Here is an 18,818-nt window from a genome sequence, read left to right as displayed (position 1 = left end):
GTCACCGGGCCACGGCCCGGCGGTAGTCCTCGTCGGTGGCGAGGAGGTTGCGGTGGCTGTCCTCGGCGGTGACGACCCCGTCGTCCAGGACGAGGACACGGTCGGCGGCGTCCAGGAGCGACGGGCTGCTGGTGATCACGACCGTGGTGCGGCCCCGCCGCAGCTTCGCGACGTTGCGCGCGATGAGCTGCTCGGTGACCGCGTCGACGGCCGTGGTCGGGTCGTGCAGGACGAGGACGTCGCTGTCGGCGGCGAGGGCGCGGGCGAGGGACAGTCGCTGGCGCTGCCCACCGGAGAGGTTCGCGCCGCGGTCGCGGACGCCGTGGTCGAGTCCTCCGCTGTGGAGGGCGACGACGTCGGTCAGCATGGACGCCTCGACGGCCTCGGGCACCGTCCGGCTGGTGCCCGACGGGTCGATGTTCGTACGGAGGGTGCCCGCGAAGATCTCCCCCTCGTACGGGTTCACCAGCATGTGCTCGCGGACCGCGTCGACGGACAGGCCGGCGATGTCCTGCCCCCCGAGCCGCACCACTCCCTCGTACGCGTCGGGCGCGACCTTCACGGCCAGCACCGAGGCGAGGTCCGCCGCCGCGCGCGGCTGGTAGACGGCGACCGCCACGAACTCGCCCGCGTGCACCCGGAACTTCAGCCCGCGCAGGGCGCCGTACCGGACGCAGTCGATCTCGAGGTCCCCGCCCGCGGCCGGCAGCTCCGGCCCCGGGGTCGCGACCGCGGGAGCGGCCAGCACCAGTGCCATCCGCTCGGCCGAGGCGTGGGCCATCATCACGTACTTGGGCATGTCCGAGAACATCTTGAGGGGTTCCATGATGAACTGCGCCAGCCCCACGGCCATGACGAGTTCCCCGATGGTGATCCGGCCGTTGAAGGCCAGCCAGCCCGCCGTGAGGGTCACGGCGGCGGCGAGCGTCGCGTTGAGGGCCGTGGCGACGCCCGCGTACGCGCCGTTCGCCCTGGCCACGACGATCGCCTGGTGCCTCGCCTCCGTGCTGACCTTCCGGTAGGACAGGAACGCGGCGTGGTTGCCGCCGAAGCCGTGCAGCGGCCGCAGGCCGGTGATCAGGTCGGCGACCTTCGCGCCCGCCCGTGCCACCCGGGCCTGCTGTTCGCGGGTGCTGGAGCCGATCCGCTTGGACATCACGCTCAGGACCGACAGGATCGCGACGGTTCCCACGATCACCAGCACACCGAGCCGGAGGTCGGCCAGCCCCAGCGCGACCGTCGCGACGAGCACCGCGACCAGTGAGCTGACCAGCAGCGGCACCACCTCGACGATGTCGGCGGTCTGGTCGGCGTCCTCGGTGGCGATGGTCAGCACCTCGCCGGACTTGAGGTCGACGTCCCTGGCCACCGGCTGGAGTCCGCAGTCGGCGACGCGCACCCGCCAGCGGTGCGCCTCGGTCGTGTTGGCCTTCTGCAGGATGCGCATCCCGAACCGCCACGACAGCGACACGGTCGTGATGATCAAGGCCAGCGAGCCGATCGACAGGGCGAGGGAGCCCGTGCTGCGGTCCTGCATCGTGTGCTCGACGATCAGGCCGAGCGCGATCGGGAACGCCGTCTCGCCGGCCTGGTAGAGGCCCATCAGGACGGTGCCCCAGACCATCGCGCCGACGTTGCGGCGCAGTGCGATGCGCAGTATGTCGGACGCCGAGCGGGGCCGCCGCGTGTCAGGAGTTGTCATGAAGGTGCCGCGCAATCGCTTCCGGGGTCCGCAGGGTGAACAGGTCACGGATCGTGATCACAGGACCGTACTCCCGGCGGAGCAGCCCGATCAGCCGCACCGCCAGCATGGAGTGCCCTCCGAGGGACACGAAATCGCTCACCGCGCTCACCTCGTCGTCGTCCAGGTCCAGTGCCTCGGCGAAGTACGCGCACACCGCGGTCTCGGTCCCGGTCTCCGGGCCGCGCTCCCCCGCCGTGGTCAGCGCGCCGAGCGGCCTGGCCTCCGGCAGCGCCTTGGTGTCGGCCTTCCCGTTCACCGTCAGCGGGATGGCGTCGACCTGGGCGTAGTGCGTCGGGCGCAGGAAGTCCGGCAGCGCGGCCCCCACTTCGTGGGCGACCGCCGCCAGGTCCCGCCCGTCGCCGAGGACGAGGTAGGCGGCCAGCCGGTACGCGCCGTCCACCTGCGGGTCGGGCTGGGCGACCGCGGCGACGAACCGCACCGCCGGGTGCGCCGCGAACGCGGCCTCGACCTCGCCGAGTTCGACCCGGTGCCCGCGGATCTTGACCTGCTGGTCGGTGCGGCCCAGGTACGTCAGGTTCCCGTCGGGCCGCCGGGACACCAGGTCCCCGGTGCGGTACATCCGCTCGCCCGGTGCCCCGAACGGGCAGGCCACGAACCGGTCGGCGGTCTGGGCGGGCTGCCCGAGGTAGCCGCGGGCGATGCCGATGCCCGCCACGTACAGCTCGCCGGGGACTCCGTCCGGCAGGGGGCGCAGCCACGGGTCCAGCACGTAGACGTCGGTGTTGTCGATGGCCACGCCCACCACCGGGTCCTGGCATTCGAAGGTGCCGACGCCGAGGGTGTTGATGGTGTACTCGGTGGGGCCGTACAGGTTGTAGCCGGCCGTCCCCTCGGTCTCGGCGAGCCGCTGCCACAGGGTCGGGGTGACGGCTTCGCCGCCCAGCAGTACGAGCGCCGGCCGCCGCGCCGGATCGTCGAGGAGGCCTTCGGCCACCAGCTGTTGCGCGTAGGTCGGGGTCACGTTGACGACGTCGATGGCGTGTTCGAGGCAGTACTCGACGAGCCGGGGAGCGTCACGGCGCAGTTCCTCGTCGCAGACGTGCACTTCGTGGCCGTCGGCGAGCCACAGCAGTTCCTCCCACGACATGTCGAAGGCGAAGGACACGGTGTGCGCGATGCGGAAGACCCGGTGGCCGTGTTCCGCCAGCACCGGCTCGAAGATCCGGCGCTGGTGGTTGATCAGCATGTTGGTGAGCCCGGCGTACTCGGTCACCACGCCCTTCGGCTTCCCGGTCGATCCGGAGGTGTAGATCGTGTACGCGGGGTGCCGCAGCCGGTCCGGGTCGTCGGGGGCGAACGATGCGAACGGCTCGGCCGCGGGGAGCGGCCGGTCCAGTTCGAGCAGGTCGCCGGTCAGCCGGGGCGATACGGCGCTCACCGTGAGGATCACGTCCGGGCGGGCGTCGGCGACGATCGCGGCGATCCGCTCGTCCGGGTGGTCCAGTTCCAGCGGTACGTACGCGGCGCCCGTGCGCAGTACGGCGAACAGCGCGACGATCGAGTCGAGGGAGCGCGGGATCGCGAGGGCCACGGTCTTCTCGGGGCCGATGCCGCGTCCCGCGAGCACACCGGCCACCGCGCGGCTGCGGTCCCGGAGCGCGCCGAAGGTCATGGTCCGGCCGTGGGCGACGAGCGCGACCCGCCCCGGGTCGCGGTCGGCCGCCCGGTCGAAGCGGTCGACGACGGTGTCCGTGCCGATGTCCGTACGGTCGACGGGCTCGGGCTCCGGCCCCGGGCCCGGGCCCCGCAGGGCGCCCACCGGGCCGGTGGACCGGGCCAGGTCGTCGAGCACGCGCAGGTAGTCGTCGAGGAGCCTGCGGGCCGCATCCGTGTCGTGGTCGCGGTACTCCAGCTTGACCGTGAGCCGCTCGCCCGGGGTGACGACCCAGGTGAACGGGTAGTGCGTGGAGTCGTCGGCGCGCACCGCGGTGATGCCGTGCCGGGCGTTCATCTCGGCGAACGCGTCCATGTCCAGGAAGTTCTGGAGCACGAAGAGGTTGTCGAACAGGGTGTCGTGGCCACTGGCCCGCTGGATCTCGCCGAGCCCGAGGTGCTCGTGCTCCATCACCTCGACCCTGGCCGCCTGCACGCCGGACAGGTACTCCCGGACCGTGTCCCCCGGCCGGGCCCGCGTCCACATCGGCACGGTGTTGAGGAGCACGCCGACGATGCCGGACAGGCCTTCGCCCTCACGGCCGGAGACGGTCACGCCGAATACGGCGTCGCCGCGGCCCGTGCGGGCACCCAGCAGGAGCCCGAACCCGCCGGTCAGCACCGTGTTCAGGGTGACGCCGTGCGCCTTGGCCGTCTCCCGCAACCGCTGCGACCGTTCGGCGGAGAGCGCGTGTACGAGCGTCCGCGGCAGGTCGTCGACCAGGGCCGGGGCCGCTCCGGCGAGCAGCGTCGGGCCGGGGAGGCCGGTCAGGTGCCCGGCCCAGAAGCGTTCCGCTGCGGCGGAGTCCTTGGCGTCGAGCGCCCGTGCGTGGTCCTCGAAGCTCGGCGTGGCCGGGGCCGGAGGCGTCAACTCGCCCGCGACCGCGGCCTCGTAGGCGTCGAAGAAGTCCCGCAGCACGATCTCGCGGGACCAGCCGTCCCACAGCAGCAGGTGGTAGCTCAGCAGCAGCCCGTGGCGGTCACCGGGCAGCCGGACGACCGTCAGCCGGATCAGCGGCGGCTCGTCCGGGTCGAATCCCGTGTCACGGTCCCGGGCGAGCAGGGCGTCGATTTCCGCGTCCGTCGCGAGGGTGAGGGTGCGGACGTCGACCGTACGGCCCGCCGCGAGGACCTGTACCGCCTTCCCGTCGGCGTCGGTGGTGAAGCCCGCGCCCACGGCCGGGTGCCGTGCCATCACCCAGGCCATCGCCTCGGCGAGCGCGTCGGTGTCCAGCCGCCGGTCGAAGGCGAACCAGCTCTGCGCGACGTAGTGGCCGGCCGGGCCGGCCAGCTGGGCCTGGAAGTACAGGCCCCGCTGGAGCGGGGTGACCGGCGCCGTGCGCTCGGCCGTGGTCGCGGCCTCCGCGAGCTGGGCCAGGGCGGCCAGCCAGTGCCCGGTGATCGTGTCGGGGACGCCCTCGGCGAGGGTGAAGGCCGCGTGCAGGCTGCCGGTGGCCGCGTCGGTCCAGGCGTTGACCTCGACGGCGTACGGGCTGCCCTGATCGCCGCCGGTGATGTGGAGCGCCTGCGACTCTGCGCCCCGGCCGAGGTAGTTGAACAGCACCTGCGGGCGGGCGTCCAGCAGCGGCGCCGTCTGCGGGTTGAGGTACCTGAGCAGGCCGTACGCCACGTGCGCGCCCTCGTCCGGCCGGCGGTCGGCGGCCTCGCGCGCCGCTGCGAGGGGATCGGTGTGGGCCGTGAGCCGTACGGGCGCGATGGAGGTGAACCAGCCGACCGTGCGGGTGTAGTCGTGGTGCGGCAGCGCCGGCACCCGGCCGTGGCGTTCCAGATCGATCGCGAGATCGGTGGGCGCGGCCTGGACGTGTGTCAGCGCCGTACGCAGCGCGCCGCACAGCAGCTCGGTGAGTCCGACGCCGAGCGCCGCGGGCGCGGTGCGCGTCACGAGGTCGCTCGCCTCGGGCGGGAGCACGACGGTGGTCTCGCGGAGCGCGTGGACGGCGGGCAGCAGCGGGGGCGCCTGGAGGGTGGTGACCCACTGCCCGAGGTCGTCGATCGCCTGGGCCGCCCGGTACGCCAGTGCTTCGGCGTACTCGGCGTAGGAGGTGGTCGGCGGTGCGAGGGCCGTCCCGCGCAGGGCGGCCGCCAGATCGTCCAGCAGGACCAACCAGGACACCGCGTCGACGGCGAGGTGGTGCGCGGTGACCACGAGGGTCCGGCTCGGCTCCAGCCAGGTGAACGCGATGACCTCGCCGGCTTCGGGGTCGAGTCGTCCGGCGGCTTCGTTCGCCGCGTCCGTCGGGTCGGTGGCGTCCGTCCGGACGACGGTGACCTCGCGGGCGGGTTCGGTGCGCAGGGCCCACACCCCGTGCTCGACGCGCAGCCGCAACCGGAGGGCCGGGTGTGCGGCCACGACGGCGTTCGCGGCGCACCGGACCTCGGCGAAGCCGGTGCCTTCGGCCGCCGTGAGCGACCTGGCCTGGGCGAACCGGGCGAGGGTTCCGCCCAGTTCGCGCTGGCGCAGGACGATCGGTGTCGGTGCCAGCGGGCCGTCCTCGCGGGGGGCTGGTGCGTCCGCAGGCGCCTGCGGAGTGCGCGTCGCCAGGTGTGCGGCGAGCGCGCGGGGTGTCCTGAGCAGGAACACGTCCCGGGGCGTGATCGCGAGGCCGAGGGTCCTGGCCCGGTTGACCACGGTGATGGCGAGGATGCTGTCGCCGCCGGCGCCGAAGAAGTCGCTGTCGCCGTCGAAGGCGGTGCCGGGGAGCGTCTCGGTGAAGATGTCGACGAGTGCGGGGACCGCGGCGAGTACGGAGTCCGGCGCGGGCGCGGAAGTGGGTGTGGGTGCGGGTGTCGGTGTGTCCTCGCGTGCGGCCCGGTCGGTCAGGGCCTTCCGGTCCAATTTCCCGTTGACCGTCAGTGGCAGGGCGTCGAGCGGCAGGACCCGGCCGGGCACCATGTGCGCGGGCAGCTTGGCGGACAGGAGGGCGGTGAAGGCGGTGGGGTCCTCGGGGATCCGGCCCACGACGTGGGCGACCAGATGGTCGCCGCTGTCGGCCACGGTGACGGCCGCGTCGACCACGCCGTCGAGTTCCCTGAGCGCGGACTCGACCTCGCCGAGCTCGATCCGGAAGCCCTTGAGCTGTACCTGGTCGTCGGCGCGGCCGGTGAACTCCAGTTCGCCGTCGAGCGTAGGGCGGGCGAGGTCGCCCGTGTGGTACATGCGGGAGCCGTCGCCCGCGAACGGGTCCGCCACGAACCGGCAGGCGGTGAGCGCCGACCGCCCCAGGTAGCCGAGCGACACCTGGTCGCCGGCCACGTAGATGGCGCCCACCCGACCGGGCGGCACGGGGCGCAGCCGGTCGTCGAGCAGGTGGGTGACCAGTCCGGGAAGGGGGCCGCCGATCGGACTGACGTCCTCGCCCGGGCCGAAGTCCTCGTCGGTCAGGACCCGGTGGGTGACGTGGACGGTCGTCTCGGTGATGCCGTACATGTTGACCAGTTCGGGCGAGGCGGCGCCGTGCCGTTCCACCCAGGCGCGCAGCCGCCCGAGATCCAGTGCTTCGCCGCCGAGGACGATCCGGCGCAGTGCGGGCAGCGGCCGGCCGCTCTCCCGATCGGCCTCGATGAACTGGTAGAAGGCGGAGGGGGTTTGGTTGAGCACGGTCACTCCGCGCTCGCGCACCAGCCGGTGGAAGTCGACCGGGGAGCGGGTCAGTCCGTACTCCGGCACCAGCAGTTCACTGCCGTGCGCCAGCGCGCCCCACAGCTCCCAGACCGCGAAGTCGAAGGCGTACGAGTGGAACTGGACCCACACGTCCTGCGGGCCGAAGTCCATGTCGGCCCAGGTGTTCGCGAGCAGCGTCACCACGGCGGAGTGCGGGACGACGACGCCCTTGGGCCGGCCGGTCGAGCCGGACGTGTAGATCACGTAGGCGGGATCGTGCCAGGTCACCTCCGGCAGGTCGGTCCCCCGGACCTGCTGGGCATCCCCGGCGTCCCAGGCATCCCCGGCGTCCCGCTCCGGCTCGTCACCCTGGACGAGCACGCGGGCCGGCACCCCCGCCCGGTCCAGCAGCCGTGTGAAACGGTCCCGTTGGTCGCGGTCGACGAGCACGGCCTGCGGAGCGGCGTCGGCGAGGACGTACTCCAGCCGCTCGTCCGGGTAGGCCAGGTCCAGCGGTACGTACGCGCCGCCCGCGGTGACGATCGCGACCAGGGCGACGACCTGTTCGAGGGAGCGCGGGACGGCGACGGCGACCCGTTCGCCCGGCCCGACGCCGGCCGCGCGCAGAGTCCCGGCCAACTGGTCCTTGTCATCGGCCAGTTGGCCGTAGGTGAGCGATCGGGTGCGGCCGTCGAGCGCGCACTGGGTGACGGCGGTGGCGGCCGGGTCGCGGTCCGCGGCGGCGTCGAACAGGGCGCCCAGGGTCATCGGGGTGATCCGTGCCGGGCGCCGGGTGTCGTCGAGGGCCACGTCGTCGACCAGGGCGTCGGGGCGGTCGAGCAGGCCTGCGAGGGTGCGGGTGAACGTGCGCGCGATCTCCCGGGCGGTCGCCTCCCTCAGCAGGGCGCCGTCGTAGATCAGGTTGAAGCGGGGGCGACCGTCGGGCGTGCGCTCCACGACCAGCGTCAGCGGATAGTGCGGGGCGCCCTCGTTCACGATGTCGGTGATGACCAGCGTGTCGTCGGGCCCCCGCAGGGCGTCCACATCGGTCGCGACGTCGAAGACCACCAGGGTGTCGAACAGGGGGCCCGCTCCGGCCTGGCGGCCGATCCTGGCCAGCGAGACGTGCTGGTGCGCCAGCACCGCGCTCTGGTGGTCCCGTACCGAGGCCAGCAGATCGCGCGCCGTGGTGGTCGCGGTCCACCGGGCGCGCACGGGGATCGTGTTGATGAACAGGCCCACCATGTCCGCGATGCCGGGCACGTCCGCGTCGCGTCCGGACACCGTGGAGCCGAACACCACGTCCCTGCCGTGGAGGATGCCGCCCAGGGTCACTGCCCAGGCGCTGTGCACGGCCGCGCTCAGCGGTACACCGGCCGACCGGGCGGCCCCGTCGATGTCGCACTCCGGCTCCACGGCGGTGTCGGAGAACCGGTCGGACGGCGTGTGCCCCTCGGCGACGAGCGAAGGGCCGGGGAGACCGGCGAGCTCTTCGCGCCACACGCGGTCGCTCTCGCCCTCGTCGCGTTCGGCGAGCCCGCGGACGTAGTCGGTGAAGCCGCCGAGCGGGTGTCCGGTCCCCGGGGCGTGGTACTCGGCCAGCAGCGCGCGGAGCATCGGCGGGACCGACCAGCCGTCGGCGATGATGTGGTGCACGGTCTGCACCAGGACGCTGTGGCCGGAGCCGGCGCGGATGAGCGTGTACCGCATCAGCGGTCCGGTGGCCAGGTCGAATCCGGCGCGACGGTCCCGCTCGGCGAGTTCGCGGATCTCTTCGTCGGTGATGCCCGGGCGGTCCAGCGTGGTGAACGGGACCTCCGTGCCGCTTTCCAGCACGCAGACCACACGGCCGTCGGCGAGGGCCGTGAACCGCGCGGCCAGGTTCGGGAACAGGGTGAGCACCCGGGTGGCCGCCGCGGCGAGCCGGGCGGTGTCGACCTCTCCGTCCAGGGTCAGCAGCTGCTGCTCGACGTAGCTGCCCGCGGAGTCGTCGTCGAAGACCGAGTGGAAGTACAGCCCTTCCTGGAGCGGGGTCAGGGGCAGGACGTCCCGCAGCGCCGGGCCGTCCAGGTCGTCGACGTCGGTCTGCGTGAGCGCCACCGGTGCGAAGTCGCTGGGAGAGTGGCCGCCGTGGTCGAGCGCGGCCAGTGCGGCCAGTCCGGCCAAGGCCTCCCGGAAGTACCCGCCGATGGTCTCGATGTCCTCGTCGGTGAACATCCCCTCGGGCCAGGAGAGGGTGGTGACCAGCTGGTACGCGCCGGTCGACGGGGCGGGTTCGGTGATCGCGTTGAACTCCAGGGCGCGCGGCAGGCGCATCCTCGGGTCGCGCCGCTCCCCCAACTGGCCGGTGGTGTCGGCCAGTTCCCAGTCGCCGGACGCTCCCGCGTCGAAGCGGCCCAGGTAGTTGAAGAGCACCTGGGGTGCGGAGGTGTCGAACCGGGCGCCACTCAGGTACCGCAGGACGCCGTAGGGGAGGCCGTTGCACGGCACCCGGGCCAGGTCCTCCTTCACCGCCTTGAGGGCTGCGGCCAGATAGCCGGGAGCGGTGGGGTCCGAGGCCGCGGCGGGGTCCAGGGTCACCGGGAACAGGGTGGTGAACCAGCCCACGGTCCGCGAGAGTTCGGGCTCGAAGCCTGCGGAGTCCGCGACGAACCGTCCTTCGCGGCCGTGGCCCTCCAGTTCGATGTGCGCGAACGTCTGGTCCTGCCCGCGGTCGCGCCGCCATCGGGCGAGGGTGACGGCGAGCGCGGTCAGCAGGACGTCGTTGACGCCCGCGTGGAACCTCGCGGGAACCTCGCCCAGCAGCGCGGCCGTGGCCTCGGGCCCGACGGTGACGGTCATCGCGCGCTCCCGCGCGACGGTGTCGGCCGCGGACAGCGCGCGCCGCCCCAGGGGCTCGTCGATCCCGGGCAGGGGGCGCCGGAAGTGGGCGAGGTCCGCGTCGAACGCGGCGCCCTCCAGTAATTGCGTCCAGCGCCGGAACGAGGTTCCCACCGGGGGCAGTTCGGCCGGCTCGCCCGAGGTGTACCGCCGCCACGCCGTCGCGAGGTCCTCCTGCAGGATCCGCCAGGACACGCCGTCGATCACCACGTGGTGGGCGACCAGGACCAGTTGCCGCGCGGCGCGGCGCCACACGCCACGCACCATCACCCCGCCGTCGGGGTCCAGCCCGTCGGTGGCGAGCGCGACGCACGCGTCGAGCGGCAGGTCGCTCTCCTGCCTGACTGCGGCGACCCGGCCGGCTTCCGGGCCCGCTTCCGGGATCTCGAAGCTCCAGCGGTCGCCGCGCACCAGCCTGGCGCGCAGCATGTGGTGGCGTCCGAGCACGGTGGCGAGGATCTCGTCGAGGGCGTCGGCGGTCAGGTCCGCCGGGGTGTTGAGCACCACCGACTGCACGAAGCCGTCGATCGCGTCCGTGGTCTCGCCGAGCCACTGGACGATCGGGGATCCCACGACACGGCCGGTCGGGACGTCGTCGTGGTCCACGAGGGCTGTGCCTTCGCGATCGGCGACCGCCGCGAGCGCCGCCACGACGGTGTGGGTGAAGATCTGCCGGGCGGTGACGTGGAGGCCCGCGTCACGCAACGCGCTCAGCAGCGAGATGGCCAGGATGCTGTCCCCGCCGAGCTGGAAAAAGTCCTGGTCGACGCCGACCGCGTCCAGGCGCAGTACCGATGCGACCGCCGCGCACACCAGGCGTTCGTTCTCGGTGGCGGGCGGGGCGAGCGGGCCCGTGCCGGTCTCGGGCTCCGGCAGCGCGCCGCGGTCGAGCTTGCCGTTGTCGGTGAGCGGGAACTCCTTCATCACGACGATGTGGGCGGGCACCATGTACTCCACCAGGTGCGCGGCGGCCCACGCCTTGACCTCGTCCGCCCGCAGGTGCTCGCTGCCGGAGGCCGGGATGACGTAGCCGACCAGGTAGGTGCCGCCGGCGGGGTTCTTCCGCGCGACGACGCAGGTGTGCCGTACGTCGGGGTGCTCGGCGAGGCCGACCTCGACGTCCTCGATCTCCAGCCGCATCCCGCGGATCTTGATCTGGTTGTCGGTCCGGCCGAGGAAGTCCAGGGACCCGTCGGGGGCGAACCGCGCGAGGTCACCGGTGCGGTACAGCCGTGACCCGTCCGCGGCGAAGGGGTTGGCGACGAACCGGGAGGCCGTCAGGCCGGGCGCGCCCGCGTATCCGCGGCCCAGGAGGAAGCCGCCGACGTAGAGCTCGCCGCCGACTCCGACCGGGACCGGGCGCAGTTCGCCGTCCAGGACGTACAGCTGGGTGTTGGGGTTGGCCTTGCCGATCGAGGTGGACAGGCGTTCCGCCGCGCCCCGGTAGATGACGTGCGAGACGCCGATCGTCGTCTCGGCCGGTCCGTAGCCGTGGTACATGGGTATGTCGAACCGTGCGCGGAACCGCTCGTACAGCTCCGGGGTGAGCACCTCGCCGCCGCACCACACGTGCCGCAGGCTGTCCAGCCTCCCGGAGTCGCCCTCGATCTCCAGCAGTACGTCGAGCATGGACGACACCAGGTAGGTGAACGTGACGCGCTGGGCGGCGATCACGCTCAGCAGGTGGTGCGGGTCGCGTTCGCCGCCGGGCCTCAGCACCACCAGCCTGCCGCCGGACACCAGCGGCAGGAAGATCTCGTTGATGGAGATGTCGAAGGAGAGCGGGGCCTTGAACAGCGACGCGTCGTCGTGGCCGAAGTGCAGGATCTCGTCGACCTGCCACAGCAGGCGTTCGCTGATCGCTTCGTGCCGGATCATCGCGCCCTTGGGCCGGCCGGTCGAGCCGGACGTGAAGATGACGTAGGCGAGGGCGTCGCCGGGGACGGTGATCCCGGTCCCCTCGCCGGGGTAGGAGCCGTACCGCCAGTCGGCGAGGTCGACGGCGACGGCTTCCGGTTCGGCCCGGTCGCGCCCGCCGGGATCGCCGGAGGCGCCGGGGGCGCCCAGCTGGAGTACGACGCCGGCGTCGTCGATGACGACGGCCCGGCGTGCGGCCGGCCAGTGCGGGTCGAGCGGTACGAAGGCCGCGCCCGTCTGGAGGACGCCGAGCAGCCCGATCACCATGTCGGCCGAGCGGTCCAGCGAGATGCCGACGACCTGTTCGGCCCCGATGCCGCGCTCGATCAGGTGATGGGCCAACTGACTGGACATTTCAGCGGCTTGACGGTACGTCAATGAGCGGTGCCGGTCGACGATGGCGACGGCGTCCGGCCTGGTCCGCGCCTGCTCGCGGAACATCTCCACGATGGTCGGGCGCTCCCGGTCCGCCCGGGTGTCGTTCCACTCGGCCAGGGTTTCGAGGCGCGCCGCCACGTCGGCCGGGCCGATGCTGCCCAGCGGCCGGTCCGGGAAGTCGGCCAGGTCGTCGAGGGCGCGCTGCGCGTCGGCCGGTACGACGTCCTCCGGGACGGCGATGCTCCGACCGTCCGCGCCGACCTCCCACCCTGTGGGCCCGGCCCCGCCCTTGTCGGCCCAGCCGAGGACATCGGTGAACCGGGTGCCGGAGGTGAGCTCCAAACCCTCGGGGCCGCGGCCCGTCGCCCAGTACGCGAGCCCGATGGAGCAGGCTTCGGCGATGGTTCTGTCGGAGTAGTCGCCGGCCCGGCGGCGCACGCCGGCCAGGCGCGTGGGAGAAAGCCGCACGAGACGAGTGGTCGATTCCGTCATCGAAGTCTCAACGCCCCTTCCAGACCTACAAGTTGCCCAACCCGGATCAGGGTGGGCTAGCTACCCTCGCGCCAGGCCTGCCACAGTCGTGCGTACCGGCCGCCCAGAGCCACCAGCTCCTCGTGCGTGCCCTGTTCGACCACGCGTCCCGCGTCCAGCACGGCGATCCGGTCCGCCGCCATCGCCTGTGTCAGCCGGTGTGCCACGAACAGCGTGGTCCGGCCGGCACACGCGGCCAGTACGGCCCGCTCCAGTTCGGCCGCGCCCTCGCTGCCCGCCTCCGCCGTCGACTCGTCGAGGACCACCACCGGCGACCGGGCCAGCACCAGCCGGGCCAGGGCGATCTGGGCGACCTTGGTGACGTCCAGGCGTTCGCCCCCCTCGCCGACCAGCGTGTTCAGCCCGTCGGGCAGGGCCTCGACCCAGCCGTCGGCGCCGACCGTGCGCAGGGCGTCCGTCAGCTCGGCGTCGGTGGCCTGCGGTGCGGCCAGCCGCAGGTCGTCGGCGAGCGGGCCGGAGAACACGTGCGTCTCCTGCGTCAGGATGCTCACCAGGGCCCGCGCCCCGGCCTCGTCCAGACCGGCGAGGTCGGTGGAGCCGATGCGCACCGAGCCGGCCCCCGGGGTCCCGATCCCGGCGATCAGCGCGGCCAGGGTCGACTTGCCCGCGCCCGTCGCCCCCACCAGGGCGAGCGAACCACCGGCCGGGATCGCCAGGTCTACGTCCCGCAGCACCGGCTCCTCGCTGTCGGGATACCGGAACGTCAGCCCCTCCACCGTCACCGCGTACCGGATGCCGGTCTCCGGCACCTCCACCGCCGGGGCGACGCCCGGGGCGCCCACCAGCCGGTCGTCCGCGGCCTCCCCCAGCACCCCGACCAGCCGGGTCAGGCTCGCGCCCGACTTCTGCGCCTCGTCGAAGGTGAACATGATGGAGCCCAGCGGGGTGAACAGCCGGTGGAAGAGCAACGGGGCCGCCGACACCTCGCCCAGGCTGGCCGCATCGGCCTCCAGCAGCGCGTACCCCACGACGATGATCAGGACCAGTCCGATGAACTCGGCCCGGTTCTCCCTGCCGACGAACCGGCCGAAGAGCCGGAACACCTCGATGCCGAGTTCGCGCACGCGCCACGACTCGCTGGTGACCTTGTCACGGACGGCTCCCTCCAGGCGGTACGCCCGGACCGTGTCGATCCCGTTCAGTCCGCTGATCAGCGCCTGCGCGCGGTCGGCCTGGACGGCGCGCTGCTCGCGGTAGAGCGGGGCGGACCGGGGGAGGTACCAGCGCAGGGCCAGCGCGTAGGCGGGCAGCGCACAGGCGCCCGCCAGGCCGAGCCGCCAGTCCAGACCGAACATGCCGAGGGTGGCGATGAACACCAGCACGCCCGCCGAGAACACGGTGGGGACGGCCGTGCGGATGCCCCGGGACAGCACGGCCACGTCGTCACCGACCCGGGACAGCACATCGCCCCGGCCGACCTGTTCGATCCGCTCGCTCGGCATCCCCAGCACCGCGCGTACGGCGCCTTCGCGCAAGCGCGCGAGCAGATCGGCGCCGAGCCGCCCGACCAGGTAGGCCGACAGGGCGGTGGCCGCCGCGCCGAGGAGCGCGGCGGCCACCATCAACACGCCCGTCGTGACCAGCACCGAACGCGGTCCGCCCGCGACCACGCCGTCGACGACCCGGCCGAGCAGCAGCAGCGGGAGTACCTGGAGGGCCGCCCCGGCCACCGTGGTGAACACGGTGGCCGACGTCAGCCACGGCACTTCGCGGCAGTGCGCCCGCACCCAGCGGGCGGCCTCGCGCCCGGTCGTCGTGCGCAGGGTGGACGGGGCGACCCGCGTGTCGGTGGTGCTCACACTCAGCCGACCGACTTGACGAGTTCGTCGATCGCGTACGGCAGGGACAGCAGGGTGCCCTGGGACATGGCCGCGCCGACCGCCGGGCCCTCGCTGTCCAGGAGGTAGGACACCTTGCCGTTCTTGACCGCGGAGAGGTTGGTGAACAGTTCGAACTTCTTCAACGCTTCCGTGTCCGCCTTGTCGTTGATGACGAAGATCCGGTCGACGTCGATCAGGTCCATGCGCTCGGGGGAGAGCGTGGTGTAGAACTTACCGTCCGCGATCTTGTCGATCTCGGTCTGGTACGTGAAGCCGGTGCCCGTCACCAGTCGGCCGCGGACGTCGGTGGAGGTGAACGGGGCCGCGGAGTCCTTGTACCAGGACAGGGCGACGGCGGTCTGGTTCGCGAACTCGGGGTGCGCCTTCTTGGCCGCGTCGAGCTTGGCCTGGATGCCGTTGACCAGCTCGGTCCCCTTGGCCTCCTGGCCCAGGGCCTTGGCGATGTGGATCGCGTTGTCCTGCCACGGAGCGCTGAACGGCTCCTTCTCGGCCTTGGTCCGGCCCACCGTCGGAGCGATCTTGGAGAGCTTGTCGTAGGCGGCCTGGTCGATCTCGGAGTAGACCGCGATGATCAGGTCCGGCCGCAGGGCGGCGATCTTCTCGTAGTTCGGACCGGCGTCGCCGTTGTTCATGACGACCTCGGGACGGGTGTCACCCCACTTGTCTTTCACCCAGGGCCACTGGGTGTTGATGTCGGGGCTCGTTCCCGGCGGGTTCGGGTACTGGTCGACCATGCCCACCGGTTTGATGCCGAACGCCAGGATGGCCTGATCGTCGGTGTAACCGACGGAGACGACCCGCTGCGGGGCCTTGGCGACCTTCGTGGATCCGAAGGCGTGGTCCACGGTGACCGGGAAGGCGCCGGCGGCGGCCGGGGTCTCGTTGCCCTTCTTGTCGGTCGGTTCCTTCTCGTCGGAACCGCATCCGGCGAGGAGGCCGACGGCGAGGGTCGCGGTGGACAGTGCCGCCGCGGTCCGCCGCCAGGAGTTCACAGGAGTCGTTCGATGGAGCAGCAGCATCCGCAATCCCTTGCTTTCGTGCCATCCATTGCACCCCACCCGAGGGCAGCCAAACCCTACCGCGCCCAACTGAGGCTAGCCTAGCCTTACTTGACCCGTATCTTTGTCCACGGTGACCCCGCCGCCGAGGCCGCTAGCCGAGCCGGACGTGGGTTCGGCCTATCGGCACGATGAGCGGCCGGTCGCCCACCGGATCGTCGATCACCTTGGCCCGCAGCCCGAACGCCTCGCCCAGCAACTCGGCCGTGATCACGTCCCGGGGGTGCCCCTGCGCCAGGATCGCTCCCGCCTTCAGCACGATGAGGTTGTCGCTGTACCGCGTGGCCAGGTTGAGGTCGTGCAGCACCATGACCACCGTGCACCCGGACTCGTGCAGGTCGTCCACCAGGTCGAGCACGTCGATCGCGTGCGCCAGATCCAGGTAGGTGGTCGGCTCGTCGAGCAGCAGCAGATCCGTGCCCTGGGCCAGCGTCATCGAGATCCACACGCGCTGGCGCTGCCCACCGGACAGCGCGTCGACCGGACGGTCGGCAAGGTCGGACACCCCGGTCATGGCCAGCGCCCGCTCCACGACGGCGGCATCGTCCGACGACCACTGGCGCAGCCAGCTCTGGTGCGGATGGCGGCCCCTTGCGACGAGGTCGGCCACCGTCAGACCCTCGGGCGCCACCGGCGCCTGCGGCAACAGGCCGAGCTTCTTCGCCACGTCCCTGGTCCGGAGCCGGGCGATGTCCTCGCCGTCCAGTACGACCGTCCCCTTGACCGGCTTGAGCAGCCGCGACAGGGTCCGCAGCAGGGTCGACTTCCCGCAGCCGTTGGAGCCGATGATCGTGGTGACCACCCCGGGCGGGATCGCCACGTGGAGGTCGTCGATGACGATCCGGCCGCCGTACCCGACCGAGACGCCCCTGGCCGCCAGCCGCGAGGCGTCGTCGCCCCCGGCCTCGATCCCGGTGATGTGCCCAACCGCCATGGGTCCCCCTGACCTGGACGTGCGTGTGTACGTGCGTGTACGTGTACCGGCTAGCGGAGATTGGCCCGCACCAGCAGATGGACGAGGAAGGGCCCTCCGATCGCGGCGGTGACGACGCCGACCGGGAGCGTGATCGGCAGCGCCGTGCGCGCGACCAGGTCCGCGCCGATCAACAGCAGGGCTCCCACCATCCCGGATGCCACCATCGGCGGTGTCGGGCACCTGGCCAGACGCATCGCCACCTGCGGCGCCACCAGCGCGACGAACGGGACCGGGCCCGCCGCGCTCACCGCCGCGCCGGCCAGCAGCACGGCGCACAGGAGCAGCACCGCCCGGACCCTCGTGTACCGGACGCCGAGGCCCGCGGCCACGTCGTCGCCGAGGTGCAGCGGTTTGAACTGGAACGCGACGCACACCACGACGGCCATCAGGACGAGCGTGCACCAGGCCGCCACCCGGACGTCGTCCCACGACCGGTTGTCCAGCGAGCCGATCAGCCAGGCCTGGGCCCGGGCCACGTCCCTGATGTCGGCCTGCACCAGCAGCCAGGTCGTGACGGCCTGCATCACGGCGCTCACCGAGATCCCGATGAGGATGAGCCGGAAGCCGTCGATCCCGCGCCGCCACGCCAGGAAGTACACGAGGAGACCCGTGCCGAGACCGCCCGCGAGCGCCGCCCCGGACAGGCCCACGGAGTTGACGACCGCCGCGGCGGTCCCGCCCGACACCGTCACCAGGAACACCGCGACCACGCCGGCTCCCCCGGTGATCCCCAGGATGTCCGGACTGGCCAGCGGATTGCGCGCGATGGACTGGGTGATCGCCCCGGACACCCCCAGCGCCATGCCCACGACGCATCCGGCCAGGGCGCGCGGCATCCTGAGGTCCATGACGACGAACTCGTCGACCTGCTCGCCCCGGCCGAGGATCGTGGCGATCACCTGGGGCAGACCGATGGGGAAGTCCCCGACGCCGATGGACAGGCAGAACACGAGGAACGTGGCCGCCGCCAACAGCACCGTGACGCACACGATCCACGGCCGCCAGACGAACGACACCCGGCCGAGCCGCACGCCCGGCGCCACCACCGGCTTCACATCGGCCCCGTTCACGCGGTCCTGAACTTTCCGCGCCAGACCAGGACGGCGAAGAACGGCGCACCGAGGAGGGCCACGACGACACCCGCGTCCAACTCCCCCGGCCGCACCGGCAAGCGCCCCGCGACATCGCAGACCAGGAGGACCACCGCGCCGAGCAGACCCGCGTACGGCACCAGCCAGCGGTAGTCCGGCCCGGTCAGGTAGCGGGCCACGTGGGCCACCATGAGGCCGAGGAACGCGATCGGACCGCACGCCGCCGTCGCCGCTCCCGCCAGCAGGGTGATGGCGATGATGCCGACGGTCCGGCTCAGCGCGATGTTCACCCCCAGGCCGCGCGCCACGTCGTCGCCCAGGTTGAGCAGGTTGATGGCGGGCAGCGTGGTCAGGGCCAGTACCAGCCCGACCGCGATGAACGCGGTCACCGGCCAGATGACGTCGAAGCCGACGCCGGCCACGGAGCCCGCGTGCCAGAAGCGCAGCGCGTTCAGCGCCGCCTTGTCGGTCAGCGAGACCGCGGTGGTCATGGCCGCGAGGAACACCGTGACCCCCTGCCCGGCCAGGGCGAGCGTCAACGGGTTGCCCGCCCCCCTGCCGATGCTCGCCAGCCCGAACACGACGACACCGGCGACCGCCGCCCCCAGGAAGGCGAACCAGACGTACTGGAGCGGGTCGGCGAACCCGAACAGGGCGATCACCGTCACCACGGCGAAGGAGGCGCCCGCGTTCACCCCGAGCAGGCCCGTGTCGGCGATCGGGTTGCGCGTGTACCCCTGGATCAGCGCCCCGCCGACCCCCAGGGCGATGCCCGCCACGATCGCGAGCACCGTCCGGGGCACCCGCACCGTCCGCACGATGAGTCTGATCTCGGTGAGCCGCCGGTCGGGCTCCGGCGCGGCCAGCAACCCGTGCCACACCTCCCCCGGAGTGAGCGCGCGCGCACCCACGGCCAACGACACCACCACTGCGGTCAGGAGGATCAACCCGAGTGCCCCCAGCCCCACAACTCGTCGGCGGTGGAGCCCTGTTGTGCTCTTGAGCAGGGGGCGCTCGACTGCAATCGTGCCCATGTCGCTGTACGTTACCCTTCGATCCCCCGCGGGAAGCATGATCGGCGGAAC

The 18,818-nt window shown here is 72.4% G+C and carries 7 protein-coding genes; all 7 read right to left on the bottom strand.

Translation table 11 applies throughout. The features are described 5' to 3' along the window. Position 1: 1 nt before the first annotated feature. The 7 genes from OG625_RS33420 to OG625_RS33390 all read right to left on the bottom strand — a co-directional run bounded on the left by OG625_RS33420 (position 2) and on the right by OG625_RS33390 (position 18,767). The gene (locus OG625_RS33420; RefSeq protein ID WP_329388435.1) at positions 2 to 1,702 is read right to left on the bottom strand and encodes an ABC transporter ATP-binding protein; all 1,701 of its coding nucleotides are present in this window, start codon (positions 1,700 to 1,702) and stop codon (positions 2 to 4) included. Next, positions 1,689 to 12,707 carry a non-ribosomal peptide synthetase gene (locus OG625_RS33415; protein ID WP_329388432.1) on the bottom strand — a complete coding sequence of 3,673 codons (11,019 nt, stop codon included), beginning with the start codon at positions 12,705 to 12,707 and terminating at the stop codon, positions 1,689 to 1,691. Before OG625_RS33415 ends, OG625_RS33420 begins: the two co-directional genes overlap by 14 nt. Positions 12,708 to 12,763: 56 nt before the next feature. Then, positions 12,764 to 14,566: an ABC transporter ATP-binding protein gene (locus OG625_RS33410; protein WP_329388430.1), complete on the bottom strand. Its 1,803-nt coding sequence runs from the start codon at positions 14,564 to 14,566 to the stop codon at positions 12,764 to 12,766. 2 nt (positions 14,567 to 14,568) lie between these two features. After that, positions 14,569 to 15,624, bottom strand: a complete 1,056-nt coding sequence (locus tag OG625_RS33405) for an iron-siderophore ABC transporter substrate-binding protein (RefSeq protein ID WP_329391188.1) — start codon at positions 15,622 to 15,624, stop codon at positions 14,569 to 14,571. A 136-nt stretch (positions 15,625 to 15,760) separates the two neighbouring features. Continuing rightward, positions 15,761 to 16,600: an ABC transporter ATP-binding protein gene (locus OG625_RS33400; RefSeq protein WP_329388428.1), complete on the bottom strand. Its 840-nt coding sequence runs from the start codon at positions 16,598 to 16,600 to the stop codon at positions 15,761 to 15,763. Positions 16,601 to 16,650: 50 nt separating this feature from the next. Beyond that, positions 16,651 to 17,712 (bottom strand): FecCD family ABC transporter permease, encoded by a 1,062-nt coding sequence (locus OG625_RS33395; RefSeq protein WP_329388426.1) that lies wholly within the window; start codon positions 17,710 to 17,712, stop codon positions 16,651 to 16,653. Beyond that, positions 17,709 to 18,767, bottom strand: coding sequence for a FecCD family ABC transporter permease (locus OG625_RS33390; RefSeq protein WP_329388424.1), 1,059 nt, complete (start codon positions 18,765 to 18,767; stop codon positions 17,709 to 17,711). Before OG625_RS33390 ends, OG625_RS33395 begins: the two co-directional genes overlap by 4 nt. Positions 18,768 to 18,818: the final 51 nt, after the last annotated feature.

Source organism: Streptomyces sp. NBC_01351, from assembly GCF_036237315.1.
GTDB lineage: Bacteria > Actinomycetota > Actinomycetes > Streptomycetales > Streptomycetaceae > Streptomyces.
The sequence above is the reverse complement of the archived record's forward strand: the minus strand, read 5'-3'. Positions and strand labels throughout refer to the sequence as shown.

Excerpts from the sequence above, each read along its gene's own strand:
- OG625_RS33400 (WP_329388428.1), bottom strand. The coding sequence starts at position 16,600 with ATGGCGGTTGGGCACATCACCGGGATCGAGGCCGGGGGCGACGACGCC.
- OG625_RS33420 (WP_329388435.1), bottom strand. The coding sequence starts at position 1,702 with ATGACAACTCCTGACACGCGGCGGCCCCGCTCGGCGTCCGACATACTG.
- OG625_RS33415 (WP_329388432.1), bottom strand. The coding sequence starts at position 12,707 with ATGACGGAATCGACCACTCGTCTCGTGCGGCTTTCTCCCACGCGCCTG.
- OG625_RS33390 (WP_329388424.1), bottom strand. The coding sequence starts at position 18,767 with ATGGGCACGATTGCAGTCGAGCGCCCCCTGCTCAAGAGCACAACAGGG.